The organism is Thermoanaerobacterales bacterium, from assembly GCA_030019475.1.
Classification (GTDB): domain Bacteria; phylum Bacillota; class Desulfotomaculia; order Desulfotomaculales; family JASEER01; genus JASEER01.
Map to the genome: position 1 here is coordinate 51,701 of JASEER010000009.1, position 20,796 is coordinate 72,496.

Genomic DNA, 20,796 nt, shown 5'->3' on the forward strand with positions numbered 1-20,796 from the left:
CCCCGGGGTTTTCGTTTGCGTGCGTTGAACCTGTTGCGTAAGCGGAGCTGGATGCGTTATGCTAGTTGGAAATCTTGTAATGGTGTTAGTTCCGGGGGGATGTTCCGGAATGGCGCTGACCGGGTTGCAGATCTTTAAACTGCTGCCCCGTACGAACTGCCGGGAATGCGGACAGGCTACGTGCCTGGCTTTTGCAATGCAATTGGCGGCCGGAAGGGCATCGCTTGACCTTTGCCCGCATGCCGGCCCCGAGGTGCGGGATGCGCTGAGCGCGGCGACGGAACCTCCGATTGCCCTGGTTCGCATTGGCGGCGGGGAGCGCGCGGTCGAAATCGGGCACGAGACCGTCCTCTTCCGGCATGAGAAGCGCTTCGTGCGCCCGACGGCCATCGCGGTAACGGTTTCGGACCGGCTGGGTCCGGATGATGTGGCGGCGCGGGTACGGGCCATCGATAATCTCTCTTTCGAGCGCGTCGGACAGGTGGTCGGAGTCGACCTTGCGGCGATAAGGCATGAAACGGACCGGGTGGAGGATTTCGCGGCCGCCGTCCGGGCCGCCCGCAAGCATAGCCGGCTGGCCCTGGCACTTCTGGCGCCCGGGGATCCGGCGGCGCTGGAAGCCGGCCTGGAGGCGGCGGGCGTGGACCGGCCCCTGGTTTATGCCGCGACCGAGGCCGACTGGGATGAGGTTACCCGTCTGGCTATGCGCTTCAAGGCCCCGCTGGCCGTTTACGCCGACGGTTTGGATAACCTGGCGTCGCTGGTGGAGAAGGTGGCCGGATTGGGTCACCGGGAACTCGTGTTGGACCCGGGAGGGCGGACGGCCGGCCGGGTGGTGGCCGAACAGACCCTCATCCGGCGCCTGGCGGTTGAGCGCCGGTTTCGCCCCTTCGGTTACCCGACGGTCTGCTTCGCCGGGGATGCGGACAGGATAGACCAGATAATGGCGGCCACGGTCCAGATAGCGAAGTATGCCGCCGTAACGGTGTTGAACACCGCCGATCCGGCGGATGTCCTGCCGCTCGTCACCTGGCGGCTGAACCTCTACACCGACCCGCAAAAGCCGATCGCCATTGAGGCCGGGGTCTACGAAGTCGGCCGGCCCGGGCCGGACGCGCCGGTGTTCCTGACGACGAACTTCTCGCTGACCTACTTCTGCGTCATCGGGGATATTGAGGCTTCCCGCACCGACGCCTTCGTTCTGCCGGTGGATACCGACGGGACCTCGGTCCTCACGGCCTGGGCGGCCGGGAAACTATCCCCCGAGAGAATTACGGCCTTCCTGGAGCAGTCCGGGATCGGCGAACGTGTGAATCACAGGCGTCTGATCATTCCCGGGGGTCTGGCCGCATTGCGGGACAAGCTGGAGCAGGTCTCCGGCTGGGAAGTCCTTATAGGGCCGCGCGAGTCGTCTGCCATTCCGGCTTTCCTGCGTACGCGTCGGCCCGGTCAGGCGCGGCGGGAAGAGGGGTAGCTCCGGAAGGTTACACGGGTGCGCTTCCTGCCCGGCGGTGTCACCGTCGAGGGCACGCCCGGAGAGAACCTGGTTGTACCGGCGGCATGGGCCGGGATCGCCCTCCGGGGCGCCTGCGGCGGAGAAGGGACCTGCGGCCGTGGCCGGCAGGGAGCCGTAAAATATCAGGAACGGGGACGGGCGAGAGGGAACATGGCTGTAGAAGTCGTAAGGGAAAGATGGAAGGGGCGCGTCATAGAAGTAACCCTCGGGCGGGAACCGAACCGGGTCAGCTTCGGCGGTGACGGTGCGCTGCCCTTCCTGCACTTCGAGGGACCCATTCCGCACCGGCCCGCCGTTGTTCTTGAGGTTTGGGACCGGGTCGACGGGGACTTCCCGCCCTTGCTTTTCGGGGCGTTCGGCCCGGTGCTGCAAGACCCGGCGGAATGGGCACGGCGCGCCGTGGCCCTGGGGGCCGACATGGTGGCGCTCCGGCTGGTGAGCACCGACCCGGATGGGTTTAACGCCGGGGCACCCGAGGCGGTGAACGGGGCGCAGGCGGTAGCGGCCGCCGTGGACGTGCCGCTTATCGTCCTGGGTTGCGGCGTGGAGTCGCGGGACGCCGAGGTCCTGCCGGCGGTGGCGGCCGCGCTTGAGGGCCGGGGCTGCCTCATAGGGACGGTCACGGCCGAGAATTACCGGCCGGTGGTTGAGGCCTGCAAGATCCACGGGCATGCCGTCGTCGCCACCAGTCCCCTGGACATCAACCTGGCCAAACAGCTTAACATCCTGATCACTGATGCCGGCCTGCCGTTGGAGAGGATTGTGATGGACCCCTCCATCGGCCCGCTCGGGTACGGTCTGGACTACGCCTATTCAATTATGGAACGTATGCGGCTCGGCGCCCTGGGAGGCGACCGCATGCTGGCACCGCCGGTCGTATGTTTTGTCGGCTACGAGGCCTGGAAGACAAAGGAGGCCCTGGCCGTTGATCGTCCGGAGTGGGGGGAGCAGGCGGAGCGCGCCGTCCTGTGGGAGGCGGTCACCGCCGCCACCCTGGCTCAGGCCGGGGGCTCGCTGTTCGTCTTCCGGCACCCGGAGGCCATGCGGCGCTTTCAGAAACAGATCGGCGAGTTAATGGCGGGATGGAGGGATGAACGTTGATCCTTATCGGAGAACGCATCAATGGTATGTTCCGTGACATCCGGGAGTCGGTCGCCGACCGGGACAAAGAGCCGGTAGCCGCTTGGGCCCGGCGGCAGGCCGCGGCCGGGGCGCATTACCTGGACATCAACACCGGTCCCGGCGTCGGGCCGGACGAGGCGCCGGAGGTCATGGCCTGGCTGGTGCGTACGGCGCAGGATGCCTGCGGTCTGCCCTGCTGCCTTGACTCTCCGCATGCGGAGGTCCTGCGTGCGGGTTTGGAGACGCACCGGGGCCGGGCGATCATCAACTCGACCAGCGCCGACCAGGAGAAGATGGATGTCCTCTTCCCGCTGGCGGTCGAATACGGGGCAGCGATCATCGGCCTGGCGATGAATGAGAAGGGCGTCCCCAAGGACGCCAACGACCGGCTGGCCCTGGCCATGGAGCTGGTGGCCAATGCCGACGCCCACGGCCTGGCCATGGATGACCTTTTCATCGATCCCCTCATCCTGCCCGTTAACGTGGCTCAGGAGCACGCCCCTGAGGTACTGGAAACCCTGCGGGGAGTGAAACTCCTGGCCAGTCCGGCGCCGCTTACGGTTGTGGGTCTTTCCAACGTCTCGCAACGTGCGCCGGACCGGCCGCTGATCAACCGGACCTTTGCCGTAATGGCGGTGGCCGCCGGTTTGGACGCGGCGATCCTGGACGTCGAGGACGCGGACCTGCTCGACGCCATTGCCACGGCGCGGGTGCTCATGAATAAAGAAGTCTACTGCGACAGTTACCTGAAGGTTTTCCGGGCGCGGTAACGGCAACCCGGCCGATTCGGCGGCATGTTATTCGAGGCCGGTTTCGAACCACACCTTCGGTCACCCCCGGCGCTATTATTCCCGGGGCATGTTGTGGGACAGGGGGAACGCCCGGCGCCCTGGAACCTTCATTGGATGAGCAACTAGCGGTTATAATTAAGACGGCTGAAGGGGGTGTTACGGGAGTGACTCACGGGAAGACCGGGGCGGTCCTGGTGGTCGGCGCCGGGGTGGCGGGGCTGCAGGCGGCGCTTGACCTGGCGCGGGCGGGCTTCAAGGTGTATCTGGCCGAGGCCGGGCCGGCGGCCGGTGGGCGGATGCCCGCCCTGGGCCGGGTCTTCCCGACGAACGAATGCTCCCTCTGCACCCTGTCGCCGTACCTGGCCGCCGTCGCCCGCCACCCCAGTGTAAATACACTGACCCAGGCGCGGCTGATCGACCTCCAGGGTGAGGCGGGGCAGTTCCGGGCGACCCTGGCCGTGACGCCGCGGGGCGTGGATCCGGCGCGATGCAAGGCCTGCGGGGCCTGTGCCGCCGTCTGCCCGGTCTCTGTTCCGGACCAGTTCAATGCCGGTCTGTCTTCACGGAAGGCTATTTACCAACCCTATCCTCAGGCGTACCCGGCTGCCTTCGTCATCGACCGGGCGGCATGCACCGACTGCGGCCGCTGCGCCGAGGCCTGCACCGCGCATGCTATCGACCTTGAGCGCGATGAAGAGGAGCGGGTAACGCTGGATGTCGGCGCGGTCATCCTCAGCCCGGGGCTGGCCCCCTTTGCCCCTGTTGCGTTGAATTACCTGGGTTACGGCCGTTACCGGAACATCATTACCAGTGTGGCTTTTGAGCGCATCCTCTCGGCGGGCGGTCCATCGGGGGGACGGCTGGTACGTCCTTCGGACGGGCGGGCTCCGGAGCGGATCGCCTGGCTGCAGTGTATCGGTTCGCGGAACCCGGCCATCGGGCGCGGCTACTGTTCGGCGGTCTGCTGCATGGCGGCCGTAAAGGCCGCCGTGTCGGCGAAAGAGCAGGCTTCAGTGCCCCTGGAGACGGTGATCTTCTTCCGCGACCTGCGCACGTACGGGAAGGGCCACGAACGTTATCTGGCGAGGGCCCGGTCCGAGGGCGTACAATTCGTGCGCGCCGGCGTGGGGGGACTGCACGAGCAGAGTGACGGCAGCCTTCTGATCCGCTACGCTATGGAAGACGGAACGGTCCGGCGGGAGCGTTTCGATCTGGTCGTCCTTTCGGTGGGTCAGGAGGCCGCGGGCGGGCACCGGGAACTCGCCGGCGCGGCCCGCATCGCTGCGGATGAATTCGGCTTTTGCCTTACTACGGACATCGCCGGCAACTGCACCTCGCGCCCCGGGGTCTTCGCCGCGGGTTCCTTCACCGGGCCGCGCGATATCCCGGACTCTGTGACCGGGGGGAGTGCCGCGGCGGCCCAGGCTATGGCGCTCCTGGCCGGAAATCGCGGGACACTGGTGGAAAGGCCGGTGGTACCGCCGGAGCGCGACCGGTCGGAACAGGAGCCGCGGATCGGCGTGGTTGTCTGCCGGTGCGGCACGAACATCGCCGGAACGGTTGATGTGGCGCGCGTGGCGCGCGCGGCGCGTGAGTTGCCGGGCGTGGTCTGGGTGCGTGAGGAGAAACACGCGTGCGCGGCCGACGGTCAGGCCGCCCTGCGGCGGGCCATTGCACGGCAGGGGCTTAACCGCGTGGTCATCGCCGCCTGCAGCCCGCGCACACACGGGTTGCTCTTCGGGAACGTGGTCCGGGAGGCCGGGCTGAACCGCTATCTGGTCGAGATGGCCAATATCCGCGACCATTGCGCCTGGGTGCACGGCGACGCCCCGGAGGCGGCGACGGCCAAGGCCTGTGCCCTGGTACGGGGCGCGGTGGCGAAGGCCCGGGTGCTCGAACCGGTGGCCGACGTCAGCGTCCGGCTGACCCCGGCGGCGCTCGTGGTGGGCGCCGGGATCGCCGGACTGGAGGCTTCTTTCGGCCTGGCCGAACAGGGTTTTGAGGTCCACCTCGTCGAGCGTGCATCCACTCTCGGCGGACGGGCCCGAACCCTACGGTATGAGCCGGAGGGGCGGGACGTACGGGGCTATGTCGCCGGTCTGGTGTCACGCGTTATGGAACACCCGCTGGTCCACGTGCACCTGGAGCGGACCGTATCCCGGGTGCACGGCCATGTCGGGCGCTTTGTGAGTGTTCTTGACGACGGCCGGGAAATAACGCACGGCGTGGTCGTGCTGGCCACAGGGGCGGTGGATGGGACCACCGGGGAATACCTGTATGGACGACACCCGTCGGTGTACACACAGGGAGCCTATGAGACCGCGCTGAGCGCGTCAGAAAACCTGAAGACGGTGGTGTTTATCCAGTGCGTAGGGTCGCGCCGGGAAGGAGAGCGGCGACCTTATTGCAGCCGGATGTGCTGCGGACGCACCCTGGCCCTGGCGCTGGCCACGCTGGAGCGGCACCCCGGCGCACGGGTGTATGTCCTTTACCGGGACCTTATGGCTTACGGGCGGATGGAAGAGGTCTACCGCGAGGCGCGGCGGCGGGGCGTGGTCTTTGTACGGTATGGCCCCGACAGCCCGCCTGCGGCCGCTGCGGCCGGCGAAGGGGTGGCGGTTGAGGTTTGTGACGTGGTGCTCGGGGCAAGGCTGGATATCACGGCCGACGCGCTGGTCCTGGCGACGGGACTGGAACCGGCGCCGGGGAACAGGGAAGTGGCGCGGCTCTTCAAAGTGCCTGTAGACGAGTACGGTTTCTTCCTGGAAGCGCAGCCCATGCTCCGCCCCGTAGATTTCGCCGCAGAGGGCGTGTTCCTCTGCGGCGACGCCCAGGCGCCGAAGGCGCTGCACGAAAGCGCCGCCCAGGGACGTGCGGCGGCGGCCCGCGCCGGGGCGCTCCTGGGGGCGGGGACTCTGGAAGCCCGGGGTGTATACGCCGTCGTAAATCCGCAGGCCTGCGCGGCCTGCCTGAACTGTATCCGGGTTTGTCCCTACAACGTACCCGTACTGGATGGACATACGGCGCGGATCGAACCGGTGGCCTGCCAGGGCTGCGGGATCTGCGTCGCCGGGTGTCCGAACCAGGCGATCAGCCTGACGGGATACAACAGCAGGCAGCTGACGGCGCTGGTGGGCGCCCTGTTCGCGGACCCGAAGGACGGTGGGGAAACGTGAGCGCGGAGGTGCGGATTGTGGCCTTCTGCTGCGTCAACTGCGCCTATTCGGCGGCCGACCTGGCCGGCGCGATGCGGCTGGCCTACGATCCGGCGGTGAAGGTCGTCGCCCTTCCCTGCACGGGCGCCGTCGAAGCCGGCGTGCTTCTCAAGGCCTTCGAACAGGGCGCGGACGGGGTGATGGTTGCCGGCTGCCTCGAGGGCGAATGCCACTACCGGACGGGCAACCTGCACGCCCGGGAGCGGGTGTCGGACTTAAAACGGCGCCTTGAAGAGATCGGCATCGAACCCGAACGGCTGGAGATGTTTAACCTGTCGGCGGCCATGGGAACGCGCTTCGCCGAGATCGCCGATGAGTTCGCAACCCGCATCAGGGCCTTGGGGATTTCGCCGCTGAGGAGGGGGGACGGGGGATATGATCGTTGTTGAAGCCAAGCCGTTTGCGGAGATTGCACGGTTGGTCTCACCTTACCGAAACCTCCTCCTCGTCGGCTGCGGCGCGTGTGCTACAGTGTGCTTCGCCGGCGGCCAGACGCAGGCGGAGTCGCTGGGCCTGGCGTTACGGCTGCAGCGCCGGGTGTCCGGGGGCACCCTCCGGACGGCGTCGGTTACCGTTACCAGGCAGTGCGACCCGGCCTTCCTCGCGCCCCTGGGAGAGGCGGTCGCCCAGGCCGGGGCCGTCGTTTCGCTGGGCTGCGGCGTGGGCGTGCAGCAGTTGGCCGATGAATTCCCTGAGGCCTGGGTTATCCCGGCGATGAACACCCGGTTCGCCGCGGGTCTAACGGCGGACGGGACGTGGGAGGAGCGTTGCGCCCTCTGCGGGGAGTGTATTCTGGACCTTACGGCGGGGATCTGTCCGCTGGCCCGTTGCGCCAAAGGGCTGTTGAACGGTCCCTGCGGGGGAACGCGCGAGGACGGAAAATGCGAGGCGGATGCCGGGCGGCCGTGTGCGTGGCTGATGATCTACGAGCGCCTGGCGGCGCGTGGCAGGCTGGACCTGATGGCCGTCTGCCGGGAACCCAAGGATTGGCGGGGCGGCAGGATGGGAGGGCGAAGGCGTGACGGTAAGTAGATTGGCCCGGACCTTGTCCGAAGCGCGCTTCGCGGTCACCGCCGAGGTCGGCCCTCCGAAGCATGCCGCGGCCCGGGACATGCGTGAAAAAGCCCGGCTCCTCCGCGGCTGGGTGGACGCCGTCAATGTCACGGACTGCCAGTCTGCCGTGGTGCGCCTCTCCAGTTTGGCGGGCTGCCTTCACGTGCAGGACGAGGGCGTCGAGGCCGTCCTGCAGGTGACCTGCCGGGACAAAAACCGCATCGCTATCCAGAGCGATCTGCTCGGCGCCGCCAGCCTGGGGATCAGGAACGTCCTTTGCCTGACCGGCGACCACCAGCGCTTCGGGAACCACCCGCAGGCCAAGGGGGTCTTTGACCTGGACTCGGTACAGCTCCTGGGGGTGGCGAAGGGCCTGACGGAGGGCCGTTTCGCCAACGGGGAAACAATGAAGGGCCCCGCTCCCGAGCTGTTGCTGGGGGCCGTGGAAAACCCGACCGCCGGGCCGCCGGAGCTGCGGGCGCTGCGGTTGGCGAAGAAGGTCGAGGCGGGGGTCCGCTTTGTCCAGACGCAGGGCGTCTTCGACCTGGAACGCTTCAAACAGTTTATGGCACTGGTAAATGCCCGGGGACTAACGCAGCGCGCGGCGCTCCTGGCCGGGGTGATTGTCTTGAAGTCGGGCCGCGCGGCCCGGTTCATGCGGGAAAACGTCCCCGGAATCTACATCCCCGAGGGTCTTGTCGAGCGCATGGAGAGGGCGCCCGACCCGCGGGAGGAAGGCGTCGCCATCGCCGTGGAGACGGTCCGCACCCTGCGGGAAATCCCCGGGGTGGCCGGCGTGCACCTTATGGCGATCGGTTGGGAGGAGATCATGCCGCGTATCGTTTCCGAGGCCGGTCTCAGGTAAGAAGGAACATAACGGGGGTTCGCCTGGCGAACCCCCGTTATTTTAGAGAGGGCGTTTTATCGTTGAGGCCTTATTGCTCCCGCGTGCGGACGCGTTCGGCCGGCCGTGCTTCGGCCCGGTCGCCGAGGGTCTCGCGCCAGTGCATGAAGAGGATAATGTCCACGAGGCGGTTCGAAAAGCCCCACTCGTTGTCGTACCAGGCGACGACCTTGACGAAGGTCCCGTCGATGACCATGGTCGACAGGCCGTCGACGATGGACGAGTGCGGGTTGCCCAGGAAGTCCACCGACACCAAAGGCAGTTCGGTGTAAGCGAGAATGCCCTGCAGTTCATCCTCGGCCGCGGCGCGGAGGGTGTCGTTCAACTCCTCCTTGGTCGTGGAGCGCTCCAGGTCGCAGACGAAGTCGATGATCGAGACGTCGGGGGTCGGCACCCGGAAGGAGAGGCCGGTCAGCTTGTCCTTCAGCTCCGGAATAGCGATGGCCACGTTCTTGGCCGCCCCGGTGGTCGTGGGGATGATCGAGAGCGCCGCGGCGCGCGCCCGCCGCAGGTCGCGGTGGGGCAGGTCGAGGAGGCGCTGGTCGTTCGTGTAGGAATGGGCGGTCGTCATGAAGCCGTGCTTGACCCCGTACCGGTCGTTAAGGATCTTGACGATCGGGGCCAGGGCGTTGGTGGTGCAGGAGCCGGAAGAAATAATGCGGTGGTTCGCGGGGTCAAAACGCTCCTCGTTAACCCCCATGATGATCATGACATCCTCGCCGTTGGCGGGGGCGGAGATAACGACCTTCTTCGCCCCGGCTTCAAGGTGCTTGGCGGCGTCTTTCGCCTTGGTAAAGCGGCCCGTACTCTCGATGACGTATTCCACGCCGAAATCACGCCAGGGGATGTTCGCCGGGTCGGCCTCGGCCAACACCCGCACCTCCTGGTCGTCGGCCCAGAAGCTGCCGTCGGTGGCCCGGACGTCGGCGGCAAAGGTGCCATGCACCGAGTCGTATTTGAGCAGGTGGGCCAGGGTGGCGGCGTTCGTCAGGTCGTTAACCGCGACGACCTCGATGTCCGGGTGATTATGGACAAGGCGGTAGAAATTGCGCCCGATGCGGCCGAAGCCGTTGATGCCGACCTTGATGGCCATGCTATCGTCCTCCTTTGAAGCTCCACTTAACCTCGAGTTCCAGCTCCAGGGCGCCGTCGCCCTCTTCCTCCAGCTCGATTTCAAGCGTGGCGGTGTCGGGCAGACGGACGGTCTTGCCTTGAACGGTCAGTCTGCCGCGCGCGATTTGATCCAGGTACTCCTGGAGCCGGCGTGTCAGTTGTTCCGGCGTGCACAGGCACTTTTCTTGGATTTTCACGCCGTCACTCCCCTGGGTATTATACCCGGTCCGTTTTTCGATATACTGGAGACAAAGGCTATCGCGCCCTGATTATAGCAATTGATACCAATAGTGTCAACGTGGGCCTCCGGAGGGACGTCATGAGTGGTAATAACGGCAGCCGGTACATGACCAGAGTCAAACATGCCATTAAGGACTATGATATGATCCCCCCGGGATCGCACGTTGTCGCCGGGATTTCCGGGGGCAAGGATTCCACAGTCCTCTTATGGATACTGGGCCAGTTGCAGAAGCGCTCCCACCTGCGCTTCACTCTTGAGGCGGTGCACCTTGAACTGGGATGGGGGGAGGTGGACACCGAGCCCCTGCGCCGGCTCTGCGCCGACCTCGGGGTGCCGCTTCACATCCGGTCCTACCCCGTGGCGAAGATTATCTCCGCCAAGCCCGGCTTCAATCCGTGCGCCCTGTGCGGCAAGCTCCGGCACGGCGTGTTAAACCGCACCGCCCTGGAGCTGGGCGCACAATGTGTCGCCCTGGGGCATCACCTTGATGACGTTATTGAAACCTTTTTTCTGAACCTTGTCTTTACCGGGCAGATCAAGACCTTTATGCCCAAAACGCATCTCTGCCGTACCGGTTTGAGCCTGATTCGCCCCCTTGTTTACCTGCCGGAAAAAGTGCTGGTGGCGGTCGGCAGGCGTCAGAATCTGCCGGTGTTGGACAACCCCTGCCCGTACAACGGGCGGACGAAGCGCGACGAGATGCGGGAGATTACGGAGTGGTTGGTGGCGCGCTACCCTGACTTTCGGGAGATGTTCCTGCGGTCGCTGCACAACGTCAGGCTTGAGAACCTCTGGCGGCAGGATCTGTAGTTTCATGCGGCGCAATGCCCCATTCAGGGCGGTCCAGGAGGTCCGCGAGTTCCCGTCGGACCTCCTGGAGGCGCTGATAGTCCTCCGCGGTCAGGAGGCCGTCGAGGCCGGCCTCGTAATCGGCGAGCGCCTTGGGCACGGGCAGGACACGGTAGTGGCGGCGGCCGGCCGCGGTAAAGGTATCGACCCAGACCGGCGTATAAGATACTGATGTCACTTCCGCCACGTCACGGGCAGGGTCGCGGGTGACGCGGACGTGAAGGATAATGCCGCTGTCCGAATAGCGCCAGCGCTGGTTGGAAATAAAGTTGCCCAGCGAATAGACGACGAAACAGGTGCGAGCCCGATCGTCGGCCGTCCGGAGATCGAGGCGTTCGATGGGCTGCACGACATGGGGATGCTGACCGATGATCAGGTCCACTCCCATTCGGGCCAGCTTATCCGCCCACTCCCGTTGTTGCGGGTCGGGGCCGCGCCGGTACTCGGTCCCCCAATGGACAAAGGCTATAATCAGGTCGGGGTCGAGGGCGCGCAGACGCGCGAGGTCGGCGGAAACCTGTTGTTCCTCAAGGTTGGCCACCGCGTAGGGATGTTCCGCCGGCAGGGGCAGGCCGTTGGTCGTGGCCGTGTAATTCAGGATGCCCAGGCGAACGCCCCGCACCTCGACGACGAAAGGCTTCTCCCGTTCCGCAGCGGAGCGGTACGTTCCGACGTGTGCCACCCCCGCGCGGTCAAGGCAGTCCAGGGTGGCGACAATCCCCCGCCAGCCCATGTCCATGCTGTGGTTGTTGGCCGTTGTCGCCAGGTCGATACCCAGGCGCCGCATGGCCGGCGCCAGGTCGTCGGGCGTGTTGAAAAGGGGGTAGCCCTGGTAACCGGGGCCCGGTCCGGCCAGTCTGGTTTCCAGGTTCGCCGCGGTGTAGTCGGCGCCGGCAAGGAGCGGGTGTACGTCGGTGAAAAGGCTGTCGAAATCATAGGCACCGGTGGCGGCATCCCGGGTGGAGTTTACAACGGGAAGGTGCATCAGGAAGTCGCCGACGGCGGCGAGGCTGACCTCTACGGGGCGTTGCTCTGCCGGCGGGGCTGCAATCCCGGGGGCCGGAGGCGGGGGCGCGGCCACCTGAAGGGTGCCGCCGGCGACGAAGGCCGCGATGGTCCCGAGTACGATGACGCCAAGGATCAGCATAAAACCCCTGGGCATGGTTTTCACCTACAAGCACAGGAAATAAATAGATTGGGTTCTTCTTCGCCCGGCACATGTTCTCCTGCGTAGGACGGGCAGGAAATCGAAAAGGTCCGGCGAATCGAAGTCTCGAGAGGATGGTAAAGGATGCCCCGTTCAGGCGATGAGCGTAAACCCTTTATAACACTCCTTAGGGCTCCGGGAAAGGGCGGTCCGGAAGCCCTGGAACGGGCCTGCCGGGCCGCGCTTGAACGGGACGAACGGCTCAGCGGGGGCTGGTTCGTCGTCGGCATGCTCTGCCTGCAACGAGGGGACGTCGAGGAGGCGTATGAGAGCCTGAGCGAATTCACGTCCCTGGAATCGGCGGGCGAAGAGGCCCGCCGGGTCGAGATCCTGCTGTATTACCTGGAGAGCCTGGAGACGGTGGGGTCTGAGCTTGGTGAGGAACTGGGCGAGGAGATGGCGATCATGTTCCTCGAGGCGTTCGGCGCGTCCTTACCCCCGGCCCGACGGCTTTTAGATCTGGGCGGCATCGGCCCGCGGGAGGCGGTACGCACCCCCGCGGGGCGGCGGCTGGTACTGCGCCTGCTCCAGGAGCAGAGGGTGTTTCTCCGGGAGGCGGTCGAGTACGCCCGGCGTTTCCTGCCCGAGGGGACTTTGCAGGAATGGAAAGGGGATGACTATTGAATACGCACATTGTTGCGGGGATCGATATCGGGTCTCTTTCCGCCGAGGCTGTCATCCTGGGCGGAAACAGGGTCCTCGGCTATAGCGTTATAAATACCGGTGCTGACAGCAGGCGGGCTGCGGAGGAGTCGCTGGCTCTGGCTCTCAAGCGGGCGGAATGCTCCCCCGGTGACATCGCCTTTACGGTAGCCACAGGCTACGGCAGGGTGAACGTTCCCTTCGCCGATCTGCAGGTCACCGAGATCACCTGCCACGCCCGCGGCGCGGTTTTCCTGCTCCCCGGCACGCGGACGGTGATCGATATCGGAGGGCAGGACTCCAAAGTCATCCGGCTCGATGACATGGGCACGGTGGTTGATTTTGCCATGAACGACAAGTGCGCGGCGGGAACCGGGCGTTTCCTGGAAGTTATGGCCCGCGCCCTGGAAACCAGGGTTGACGCCTTGAGCGACCTGGCCGCATCCGCGCGGCGGGCGGCGCCGATCAGCAGTATGTGTACCGTCTTCGCCGAGTCGGAGGTGGTGTCGCTTGTGGGGCAGGGGACGCCGCGCGAGGAGATCGTGCGGGGGCTTCTGCAGTCGGTGGCCGAACGCACCGTTAACATGGTTCATCGCGTGGGGCTGGCGCGGGAGGTGGCCATGACGGGCGGGGTAGCCAAGAACCGCGGCGTGGTGCGGGCGATCGCCGAACGGCTCGGTGTTCCGGTGAACGTCCCGCCGGAGCCGCAGATCGTCGGCGCTCTGGGTGCGGCGCTGATCGCCCGGTCCCGCGCTAGATAACGATAAAGAACCAGATGATCATAGCGGCGCCTATGGCCAGTTTCAGAACGGTACTCCCCAAAAAGCCCACCAGTGTGCCAAGACCCACCCGTAAGGCCTGGCCGGGGTTGCCGTTGGCCAGGAGTTCGCCGCCGAAGGCGCCAAGGAAGGGGCCCAGGATAATCCCCAACGGCCCGAGAAGAAACACGCCGACCAACGTGCCCAGGATACTTCCCCAGAGAGCGGCCCTGGACCCTCCATAGCGCCGCACTCCCCAGACGTTGGCGGCGTAGTCCACGAGGAAGGCGAGCGCAACGGCCACGGCCTGTCCCACGAAAAAGCCAGCCGTCAGGTTGGCAAAACCGGTGAACAGACCGTAGACCGCCATCCCGGCCGCTATGAGGATATGGCCGGGCAGGACCGGGAAAAGGATCGCCGCCGTTCCGGCAATGAAAAGCACAACGGCCAGTATAAGGCCTACTGTATCCACAAGCATCATCCCCCGGAAGGTTACGCCTGATTATAATCGGTGGGCGTTCCGGTGGTCAATGAAGTTAAGGAATGAAATCGGAGCGAAAGAGCGAGAAGCGGTATGCACGTCGGCATCCTGACCCTTGAATTTCATTTGGGCGAGGCGTCCTCTCTCAAAGACAAGCGGCGTTTGGTGAAGAGCCTTCTCAGCCGCCTGCGGTCGCGCTTCAATGTTTCGGCGGCCGAGGTTGACGCCCTGGAAAGCTGGCAACGCGCCGTCCTCGGCGTCGTATGTGTCGCCAACGACGCGGCTTACCTGGACGAGGTGATGGCCGCGGTGGCACGCTACGTGGAAACCGACCGCAGTTTGCAGCTCCAGGGCTACAGCACGGAGATTATCTGACTTCCGGTTCCCTGCGGCGCCGGCCCGGCCCGGACGGCTCGCGCCCATGCGTCCTCCCCCGTATTCACCGGTGCTTGCCCCCCATTGACTTCCATCCCTGGCGGTACCCGGCTGATCCACAAAAAGTTTTTCAGCCATAAAGGGTTTTTCCTATTCGTGTAGAATATTCTGTCTTCTAATATTGTCCGGCCGTTCTCGCGCCCCCTGATGTCTCTCCTACCCTGCGGCCGCCATCACTCGAGATGCAAAGGTGATGTTCCCTTGAGCCTGCAGCTCACGATTGAGAACCTTTCTTTAACCTTCGGCGGCGTTACGGCGTTGACCATGGTTGACCTTGACGTGCAACAGGGGGAGATCCTGGCGGTCATCGGCCCCAACGGGGCGGGGAAGACCAGCCTCCTGAACTGCATCAGCGGGCTCTACCGCCCCAGTGAGGGGCGTATAGGCTTCGAAGGCCGCGATATCACTTTCCTGCCCCCGCACGAGCGGGCGCGCCTCGGTATCGCCCGGACCTTCCAGAATATCGAGCTGTTCCGGCACATGACGGTTCTGGAGAACCTGATGCTCGGACGCCACATCCACATCCGCTACTGGCTGCTGGCCGGCGGTCTCTACTGGGGGCCGGCCAGACGGGAGGAGGTCCGGCACCGTCGCCGGGTCGAGGAAATCATAGATTTTCTGGAGATCGAAAACGTGCGGCAGAAACCGGTGGGCACGCTGGCTTACGGCCTGCAGAAACGGGTTGAACTGGGGCGCGCCCTGGCCCTGGAGCCGCGCCTGCTGCTCCTTGACGAGCCGATGGCGGGCATGAACCTTGAGGAGAAGGAAGACATGGCGCGCTTCATCCTGGACATCGCGGAAGAATGGGGAACCACGATGATTCTTATCGAACACGACATGGGCGTCGTGATGGACATCTCGGACCGTGTTGCCGTCCTTGACTTCGGGCGGAAGATCGCCGAGGGCACCCCGGACGACGTACAGCAGGATCCGGTGGTCGTACGCGCCTACCTCGGACAGCAATGAGCGGGAAAGGGGTAGCCATGCGGGAAGAAACTCTCCCTCAACTGCTATACCGCAATGCCACCCGTTACGGCCGAAAGGTTGCACTGCGGGAGAAGGACTACGGTATTTGGCAGCCCATCAGCTGGCTGGAGTACCTGGAGCAGGTACGTCTCTTCGCGCTGGGGCTGGCCGCCCTGGGTTTCGGCCGTGGTGACAAGCTGGCCATTATCGGCGACAACCGCCCGGAGTGGGTCTGGTCCGAACTTGCGGCGCAGTCCTTGGGCGGGGTGGCCGTGGGTCTTTACCAGGACAGCCTGCCAAGGGAACTGGCCTACGTCATTGACCATAGCGACGCCGTTCTGCTGGTCGTCGAGGACCAGGAGCAGGTCGACAAGATGCTGGAGATCAAGGACCGGATGCCGCGCGTCAGGCGGGTCATCTATTACGATCCCAAGGGCCTGAAAAACTATCGCGACGACCTGCTGCTGTCGTTTACTGCGGTTCAGGAGATGGGCGGCCGCTTCGGCGAGGAGCATCCGGGTTACTTTGAGGCGGCCCTGGAAGAAGGGCGCGGGGAGGACGTGGCCATTATCGCCTATACGTCCGGCACGACCGGGGCGCCCAAGGGAGCGGTACTCACCCACGCCAATCTCCTGAATATGGCCAGGAGCCTCTTGTCGATAGACCCCCGGACGGACCGGGACGAGTTCCTTTCCTTCCTTCCGCTGGCCTGGCTCGGGGAGCAGATGATGTCGATTTCCGCCGGGCTGTGGTCGGGAATGACGGTGAACTTCCCCGAAGAGCCGGAGACGGTACAACAGAACCTTAAGGAAATCGGCCCTCACGTGGTCTTCTCCCCTCCGCGGATCTGGGAGGATATGGTCTCGCGCGTGCAGGTTAAGATCAAGGATGCGAGCCGGCTGAAGCGCACCGCCTATCGCGTTATGATGCCGGTCGGCTATCGGATGGCGGACTGCCGCTTCACGGGGCGGCGGCCCTCAATTCTCTTGCGTTTCCTCTATTTCTGGGCCGATCTCGTTCTCTTTTCGGGCATCAAGGACCACCTGGGACTGACACGCCTTAAGCATGCTTACACGGGCGGGGCGGCTCTCGGTCCGGATGTCTTCAGGTTCTTTCACGCCCTGGGCGTCAACCTGAAACAAATCTACGGGCAGACGGAGATCGCGGGCATTTCGGTTACCCACCGGGACGGGGCCATCAAATTCCACACCGTGGGCGTGCCGATCCCCGGGACCGAGGTGCGGATCAGCGAGGAAGGTGAAATCATTTCCCGCAGTCCGAGCGTCTTTCTAGGGTACTACAAGGACGAGGCGGCGACCGCGGCGGCCCTCAAAGACGGATGGCTGCATTCCGGAGATGCGGGTTACCTGGACGAGGACGGGCACCTGGTGGTCATCGACCGCCTGAAGGACGTCATGCGCCTCTCTGACGGCAGCGCCTTCTCGCCCCAGTTTATCGAGAACAAGCTCAAGTTCTCGCCGTACATTAAAGAGGCGGTTGCCCTGGGCCGCGATCGGCCTTTTGTGGCGGCGATGTTGAACATCGATATGGGCAACGTGGGCAAATGGGCGGAAGACCGTCAGATCCCCTACACCACCTACATCGATCTGGCGACGAAAGCCGAGGTCCGGGATCTGCTGGCCGGGGAAGTGGCGCGGGTCAATCACGACCTGCCTCCCGCCGGGAGGGTAAGACGGTTCGTCATCCTGCACAAAGAGCTGGACGCCGACGACGAGGAACTGACCCGCACCCGGAAGGTCCGGCGGGGGTTCGTCGCCGAGAAGTACGCGGCGGTCGTCGAGGCCCTCTATGGTGCGGCAAACGCGGTACAGGTGGAGACCGTGGTGCAGTACCGTGACGGTCGCCGGACCACGATCGGCACCGAACTGGTGATCGTGGATATGCCCGAAGCGGGGGTGGAGTAGACTTGGATTTCTTCCTTCAACTTGTGGTGAGCGGCCTGGTGGTGGGCAGCGTATACGCCCTGGTGGCCCTCGGGTTTGTACTGATCTATAAGTCCAGCGACGTAATCAACTTCGCCCAGGGCGAATTTCTACTGGTCGGCGCCTACGTATCACTGGCCCTTGTGGCCGGTTACAAGGTGCCCTTCCTTCCGGCGGTGCTCCTGACACTGCTCGGATGCGTGCTGCTGGGCGTCGTCGTGGAGCGGCTGGTGCTGCGGCCGTTTATCGGGGAACCGGTGATTTCCATGATCATGGCCACCATCGGCCTTTCAAGCCTGATGCGCGGCGTTATCCAGGTCATCTGGGGCACCGATACGCGGACCTTTCCGCCCATCTTTCCGGTCGAACCCGTTCACCTCGGCGGCGTGGTTGTCTCCCAGGTTTACCTGTGGTCCCTCGGCCTGGCGTTAGGGCTTCTCGCCCTGTTCACCCTCTTCTTCAAGTATTCCAGCACGGGGATTGTGATGCGGGCGGCGGCCGATGACCAGACGGCCGCGCTCTCCATGGGGATCTCGGTCAAACGAGTGTTCGCCATAACATGGGCGATCGCGGCCGTTGTAGCGGCCATCGGAGGCATTCTCCTGGGGAATATCAACGGGGTCAATCCCACCCTGGCCAGCATCGGCTTGAAGGTTCTGCCGGTGGCCATTCTGGGCGGCCTTGACTCGGTTTCCGGGGCCATTGTCGGCGGATTCGCCATCGGGCTCATTGAAAGCCTGGCGGGAGGTTACCTGGACCCCATCGTCGGCGGCGGGGTGAAGGACGTCACTCCTTTCGTCGTCCTGGTGATTGTCCTGATGCTCAGGCCTTACGGGCTCTTCGGCAAGGAGATTATTGAAAGGGTGTAACTGGCGTGCAGGTTAGAAATCCGCTGGTGATGGACTGCGGCATCTTTACCGCATCGTATGAGGATGATATGGCGATCCTCTTTCACCCGGCCGCCCGGCTGAAGGTTCTCTTCATTCTCATCGTCCTGGCGGCGTTTCCCTTGGTGGCGAACCCGTACTACGTAGGTCTGGCCAACCTTGTAGGCATCGCGGTCATCGGCGCCCTGGGGCTGAACATCCTCACCGGGTTCACGGGGCAGATCTCGATCGGACAGGGCGCGTTTATGGCGGTTGGCGCATACACCACCGGAATCCTGATGGCCAAACTCGGGCTCTCGTTTTGGCTGGCTCTCCCCGCGGCCGGTATCGTGGCCGCGATGGTCGGCGCGGTGTTCGGCATACCGTCACTCCGTCTGAAGGGGCTCTACCTGGCTATTGCCACGCTCGCGGCACAGGTGATCATTGAGTTCATTATCATTCACTGGGTGGGACTGACGAACGGTCCGGCCGGGATCGTGCTGCCGGCGCCGGTGCTCTTCGGCTACAGCCTGGAGAGCGACACCGCGTTCTACTACCTGATCCTCGCCCTCTGCCTTGCGGCGGTCGTTTTCGCGCTCAATCTTTTCCGCACGCGGCCCGGCCGGGCCCTTATGGCCGTACGCGACCGCGACCTGGCGGCCGCGGTCGCCGGCATCAACCTTTTCCGCTATAAGCTGACGGCCTTTGCCCTTGCCTCTTTCTACGCGGGTATCTCGGGGGCCCTTTGGGGCGCATACATGCGGGTCATCAGTCCGGAACACTTTACGATTGCGGTTTCCATTCTCTACCTGGCGATGATCATCATCGGCGGCCTGGGCAGCGTAATGGGATCCATCTACGGGGCCTGCTTTATGACCCTGCTGCCGATCATCCTGCGCGAGGCGGCGGATGGCATCAGTCCTTTCTTCCCGCAAATCGGGAACACGATCCTGGCGCTGCAGGAGGCCGTCTTTGGCCTTATCATCATCATCTTCCTGATCTTTGAACCCGAGGGCCTGGCCAAGCTCTGGAAGAACGTTAAGGATTACTTTAAGCTCTGGCCTTTCTCTTACTAACTTAAGGACTCCCAAGGCGGGATGTATTGAGGGGGGATGCGCCTTCCTGTGCATAAGAACTGAAGGGACGGAATCCTAAATCTTCCCGATTGTGGTAAGGAGGTTGACCGTTATGAAGAGTCGGTGCTTTTCCCTCGCGGCTTTGCTCCTGGCCCTGGTTTTGGCCGTCTCCTTTGCCGGCTGCGGCGGGGGCGGCGGCAGTGAGACGCCCGGTGCCGGGAGCGGAGGTGATGCGCAAACCGTGAAGATCGGCGGGATCTTCGATCTCACCGGGGGTACCGGAGACGTCGGCGCGCCCTATGCCGAAGGTGCCAGGGCCTATGTTGATTACTACAACAACAAAGGCAGCGGCACGAAAGTCGTGCTGGAAGATATCGATTACGCTTACCAGATTAACCGTGCTAAAGAAGCCTATGACAAACTGGTAAAGTCAACCGGGGTCGCAGCCATCCTCGGATGGGGCACCGGCGACACCGAGGCGCTGAAGAGCTTTATCGCCCGCGACAAGATTCCCTACATCTCCGGCTCGTACTCGGAAGGGCTGGCGGACATCAACACCTGTCCTTACAACTTCCTGGTAGCCGCTACCTATTCCGACCAGGCGCGGGTCGCCCTGAAGTGGGCGAAGGAGAACTGGAAGGAAAGCCGGAAACCCCGCGTGGCCTTTGTCTTTAACGATACTCCGTTCGGGCGCTCGCCCGTAGAGGACGCTAAGAAGTTCGCCTCCGAACTCGGCTTCGAGGTTATCGGTGACGAGGTGATCGACCTCAAGGCCCTGGACGCTACCACCCAGATGCTGGGCCTGCAGAAGAAACAGGCGGACTTCGCCATTATCCAGGGTACATCCAACCTGACGGCGACCACCCTTAAGGACGCTAAGAAGCTCGGATTGAAAACACAGTTTATCGGGCTGAACTGGGCCGCCGATGAGAAGGTCATCCAGTTGGCGGGGCCCGCGGCCGAGGGATACATCGGGGTCATCCCCTTCGCCTTCCCCTACGACCAGGTACCGGGGATGGGCGAGGTAAAAGCCTACCTTGAGGCCAAGGGCAAGAAACTGGAGGACGTCAACCAGAAGTTCGTCCAGGGCTGGGTCTCGGCGAAGATCATGGTCGAGGCCATCAACCGTGCCGGGACGAACCCGACGGGCGAGTCGATCCGCGCCGCCCTGGAGACGCTGGATGGCTATGATACCGGCGGCCTGTGCGCACCCGTCACCTATACCGCAGAGAGCCACCGGGGTTCCGAGAAAGTGCGCCTGGCGCAGGTGAAAGACGGCAAGTTTGTCTACCTGACCGACTGGATCGGTTATAAGTAAAGGGGAAAACGGCGGCTGTCCAAGGGGTGCGCCTCCCGGCGCGCCCCACCGGCCGGCGGCCGGGTCCCCGGCCCGGATGAAGGGGTTGGGCCTTGATGCTTGTGCTTAATAACGTGGAAGTCATGTACGACCGGGTCGTTCTGGTCCTCAAGGGCATGTCGCTGACGGTACCAGACGGGAGGGTGGTTGCCCTGCTTGGGGCGAACGGGGCCGGTAAGACCTCGACGCTGAAGGCCATTTCCGGCCTCCTTAAGGCCGAGAACGGCGAGGTTACCGACGGGCAGATAGAATTCGACGGCA

At 64.2% G+C, this 20,796-nt stretch carries 21 protein-coding genes; 17 read left to right on the plus strand and 4 right to left on the minus strand.

Annotation, left to right across the window (positions count from 1 at the left end; all coding sequences use genetic code 11):
• The first annotated feature begins 109 nt into the window (after positions 1-109).
• The 7 genes from acsC to QMC81_04060 all read left to right on the plus strand — a co-directional run bounded on the left by acsC (position 110) and on the right by QMC81_04060 (position 8,562).
• On the plus strand, positions 110-1,474 hold the full coding sequence (gene acsC, locus QMC81_04030) for an acetyl-CoA decarbonylase/synthase complex subunit gamma (GenBank protein MDI6906646.1): 1,365 nt from the start codon (positions 110-112) through the stop codon (positions 1,472-1,474).
• Positions 1,475-1,492: 18 nt separating this feature from the next.
• Positions 1,493-2,617, plus strand: coding sequence for an acetyl-CoA decarbonylase/synthase complex subunit delta (locus tag QMC81_04035; GenBank protein ID MDI6906647.1), 1,125 nt, complete (start codon positions 1,493-1,495; stop codon positions 2,615-2,617).
• Positions 2,614-3,408, plus strand: a complete 795-nt coding sequence (locus tag QMC81_04040) for a dihydropteroate synthase (protein MDI6906648.1) — start codon at positions 2,614-2,616, stop codon at positions 3,406-3,408. The genes QMC81_04035 and QMC81_04040 overlap by 4 nt, the downstream gene beginning before the upstream one ends.
• 131 nt (positions 3,409-3,539) lie before the next feature.
• Positions 3,540-6,605 carry an FAD-dependent oxidoreductase gene (locus QMC81_04045; GenBank protein MDI6906649.1) on the plus strand — a complete coding sequence of 1,022 codons (3,066 nt, stop codon included), beginning with the start codon at positions 3,540-3,542 and terminating at the stop codon, positions 6,603-6,605.
• Positions 6,602-7,033, plus strand: a complete 432-nt coding sequence (locus tag QMC81_04050) for a hydrogenase iron-sulfur subunit (protein ID MDI6906650.1) — start codon at positions 6,602-6,604, stop codon at positions 7,031-7,033. Before QMC81_04045 ends, QMC81_04050 begins: the two co-directional genes overlap by 4 nt.
• Positions 7,020-7,676: a methylenetetrahydrofolate reductase C-terminal domain-containing protein gene (locus QMC81_04055; protein MDI6906651.1), complete on the plus strand. Its 657-nt coding sequence runs from the start codon at positions 7,020-7,022 to the stop codon at positions 7,674-7,676. Before QMC81_04050 ends, QMC81_04055 begins: the two co-directional genes overlap by 14 nt.
• Positions 7,663-8,562, plus strand: coding sequence for a methylenetetrahydrofolate reductase (locus tag QMC81_04060; protein MDI6906652.1), 900 nt, complete (start codon positions 7,663-7,665; stop codon positions 8,560-8,562). The genes QMC81_04055 and QMC81_04060 overlap by 14 nt, the downstream gene beginning before the upstream one ends.
• 70 nt (positions 8,563-8,632) lie before the next feature.
• On the opposite strand, the gene gap is transcribed toward QMC81_04060, so the two are convergent.
• The gene (gene gap, locus QMC81_04065) at positions 8,633-9,694 is read right to left on the minus strand and encodes a type I glyceraldehyde-3-phosphate dehydrogenase (protein ID MDI6906653.1); all 1,062 of its coding nucleotides are present in this window, start codon (positions 9,692-9,694) and stop codon (positions 8,633-8,635) included.
• Between the two features lies 1 nt (position 9,695).
• Positions 9,696-9,911, minus strand: coding sequence for an amphi-Trp domain-containing protein (locus QMC81_04070; protein MDI6906654.1), 216 nt, complete (start codon positions 9,909-9,911; stop codon positions 9,696-9,698).
• Between the two features lie 122 nt (positions 9,912-10,033).
• Here QMC81_04070 and QMC81_04075 point away from each other — a divergent pair, with 122 nt between their 5' ends.
• On the plus strand, positions 10,034-10,765 hold the full coding sequence (locus tag QMC81_04075) for a tRNA 2-thiocytidine biosynthesis TtcA family protein (GenBank protein MDI6906655.1): 732 nt from the start codon (positions 10,034-10,036) through the stop codon (positions 10,763-10,765).
• Here QMC81_04075 and QMC81_04080 read toward each other — a convergent pair.
• Positions 10,731-11,966, minus strand: coding sequence for a CapA family protein (locus QMC81_04080; GenBank protein ID MDI6906656.1), 1,236 nt, complete (start codon positions 11,964-11,966; stop codon positions 10,731-10,733). The genes QMC81_04075 and QMC81_04080 overlap by 35 nt on opposite strands.
• Before the next feature lie 129 nt (positions 11,967-12,095).
• On the opposite strand from QMC81_04080, the gene QMC81_04085 reads away from it, so the two are divergent.
• The gene (locus tag QMC81_04085) at positions 12,096-12,635 is read left to right on the plus strand and encodes a hypothetical protein (GenBank protein MDI6906657.1); all 540 of its coding nucleotides are present in this window, start codon (positions 12,096-12,098) and stop codon (positions 12,633-12,635) included.
• Positions 12,632-13,414, plus strand: a complete 783-nt coding sequence (locus tag QMC81_04090) for an acyl-CoA dehydratase activase (protein ID MDI6906658.1) — start codon at positions 12,632-12,634, stop codon at positions 13,412-13,414. Before QMC81_04085 ends, QMC81_04090 begins: the two co-directional genes overlap by 4 nt.
• Here QMC81_04090 and QMC81_04095 read toward each other — a convergent pair.
• Positions 13,407-13,883 carry a DUF456 domain-containing protein gene (locus tag QMC81_04095; protein MDI6906659.1) on the minus strand — a complete coding sequence of 159 codons (477 nt, stop codon included), beginning with the start codon at positions 13,881-13,883 and terminating at the stop codon, positions 13,407-13,409. The two genes, QMC81_04090 and QMC81_04095, sit on opposite strands and share 8 nt — an antisense overlap.
• Positions 13,884-13,985: 102 nt before the next feature.
• On the opposite strand from QMC81_04095, the gene QMC81_04100 reads away from it, so the two are divergent.
• From QMC81_04100 to QMC81_04130, 7 genes are all read left to right on the plus strand, one after another.
• Positions 13,986-14,267 carry a DUF503 domain-containing protein gene (locus QMC81_04100; protein MDI6906660.1) on the plus strand — a complete coding sequence of 94 codons (282 nt, stop codon included), beginning with the start codon at positions 13,986-13,988 and terminating at the stop codon, positions 14,265-14,267.
• A 261-nt stretch (positions 14,268-14,528) separates the two neighbouring features.
• Positions 14,529-15,293, plus strand: coding sequence for an ABC transporter ATP-binding protein (locus tag QMC81_04105; GenBank protein MDI6906661.1), 765 nt, complete (start codon positions 14,529-14,531; stop codon positions 15,291-15,293).
• Between the two features lie 17 nt (positions 15,294-15,310).
• The gene (locus QMC81_04110; GenBank protein MDI6906662.1) at positions 15,311-17,218 is read left to right on the plus strand and encodes an AMP-binding protein; all 1,908 of its coding nucleotides are present in this window, start codon (positions 15,311-15,313) and stop codon (positions 17,216-17,218) included.
• A gap of 2 nt (positions 17,219-17,220) precedes the next feature.
• Entirely contained in the window at positions 17,221-18,105 is an 885-nt protein-coding gene (locus tag QMC81_04115) for a branched-chain amino acid ABC transporter permease (protein ID MDI6906663.1), read from the plus strand.
• 5 nt (positions 18,106-18,110) lie between these two features.
• Positions 18,111-19,178, plus strand: coding sequence for a branched-chain amino acid ABC transporter permease (locus QMC81_04120; GenBank protein MDI6906664.1), 1,068 nt, complete (start codon positions 18,111-18,113; stop codon positions 19,176-19,178).
• 112 nt (positions 19,179-19,290) lie between these two features.
• The gene (locus tag QMC81_04125) at positions 19,291-20,496 is read left to right on the plus strand and encodes an ABC transporter substrate-binding protein (GenBank protein ID MDI6906665.1); all 1,206 of its coding nucleotides are present in this window, start codon (positions 19,291-19,293) and stop codon (positions 20,494-20,496) included.
• Positions 20,497-20,591: 95 nt separating this feature from the next.
• The coding region (locus tag QMC81_04130) for an ATP-binding cassette domain-containing protein (GenBank protein ID MDI6906666.1) at positions 20,592-20,796 on the plus strand (205 nt) is incomplete at its 3' end.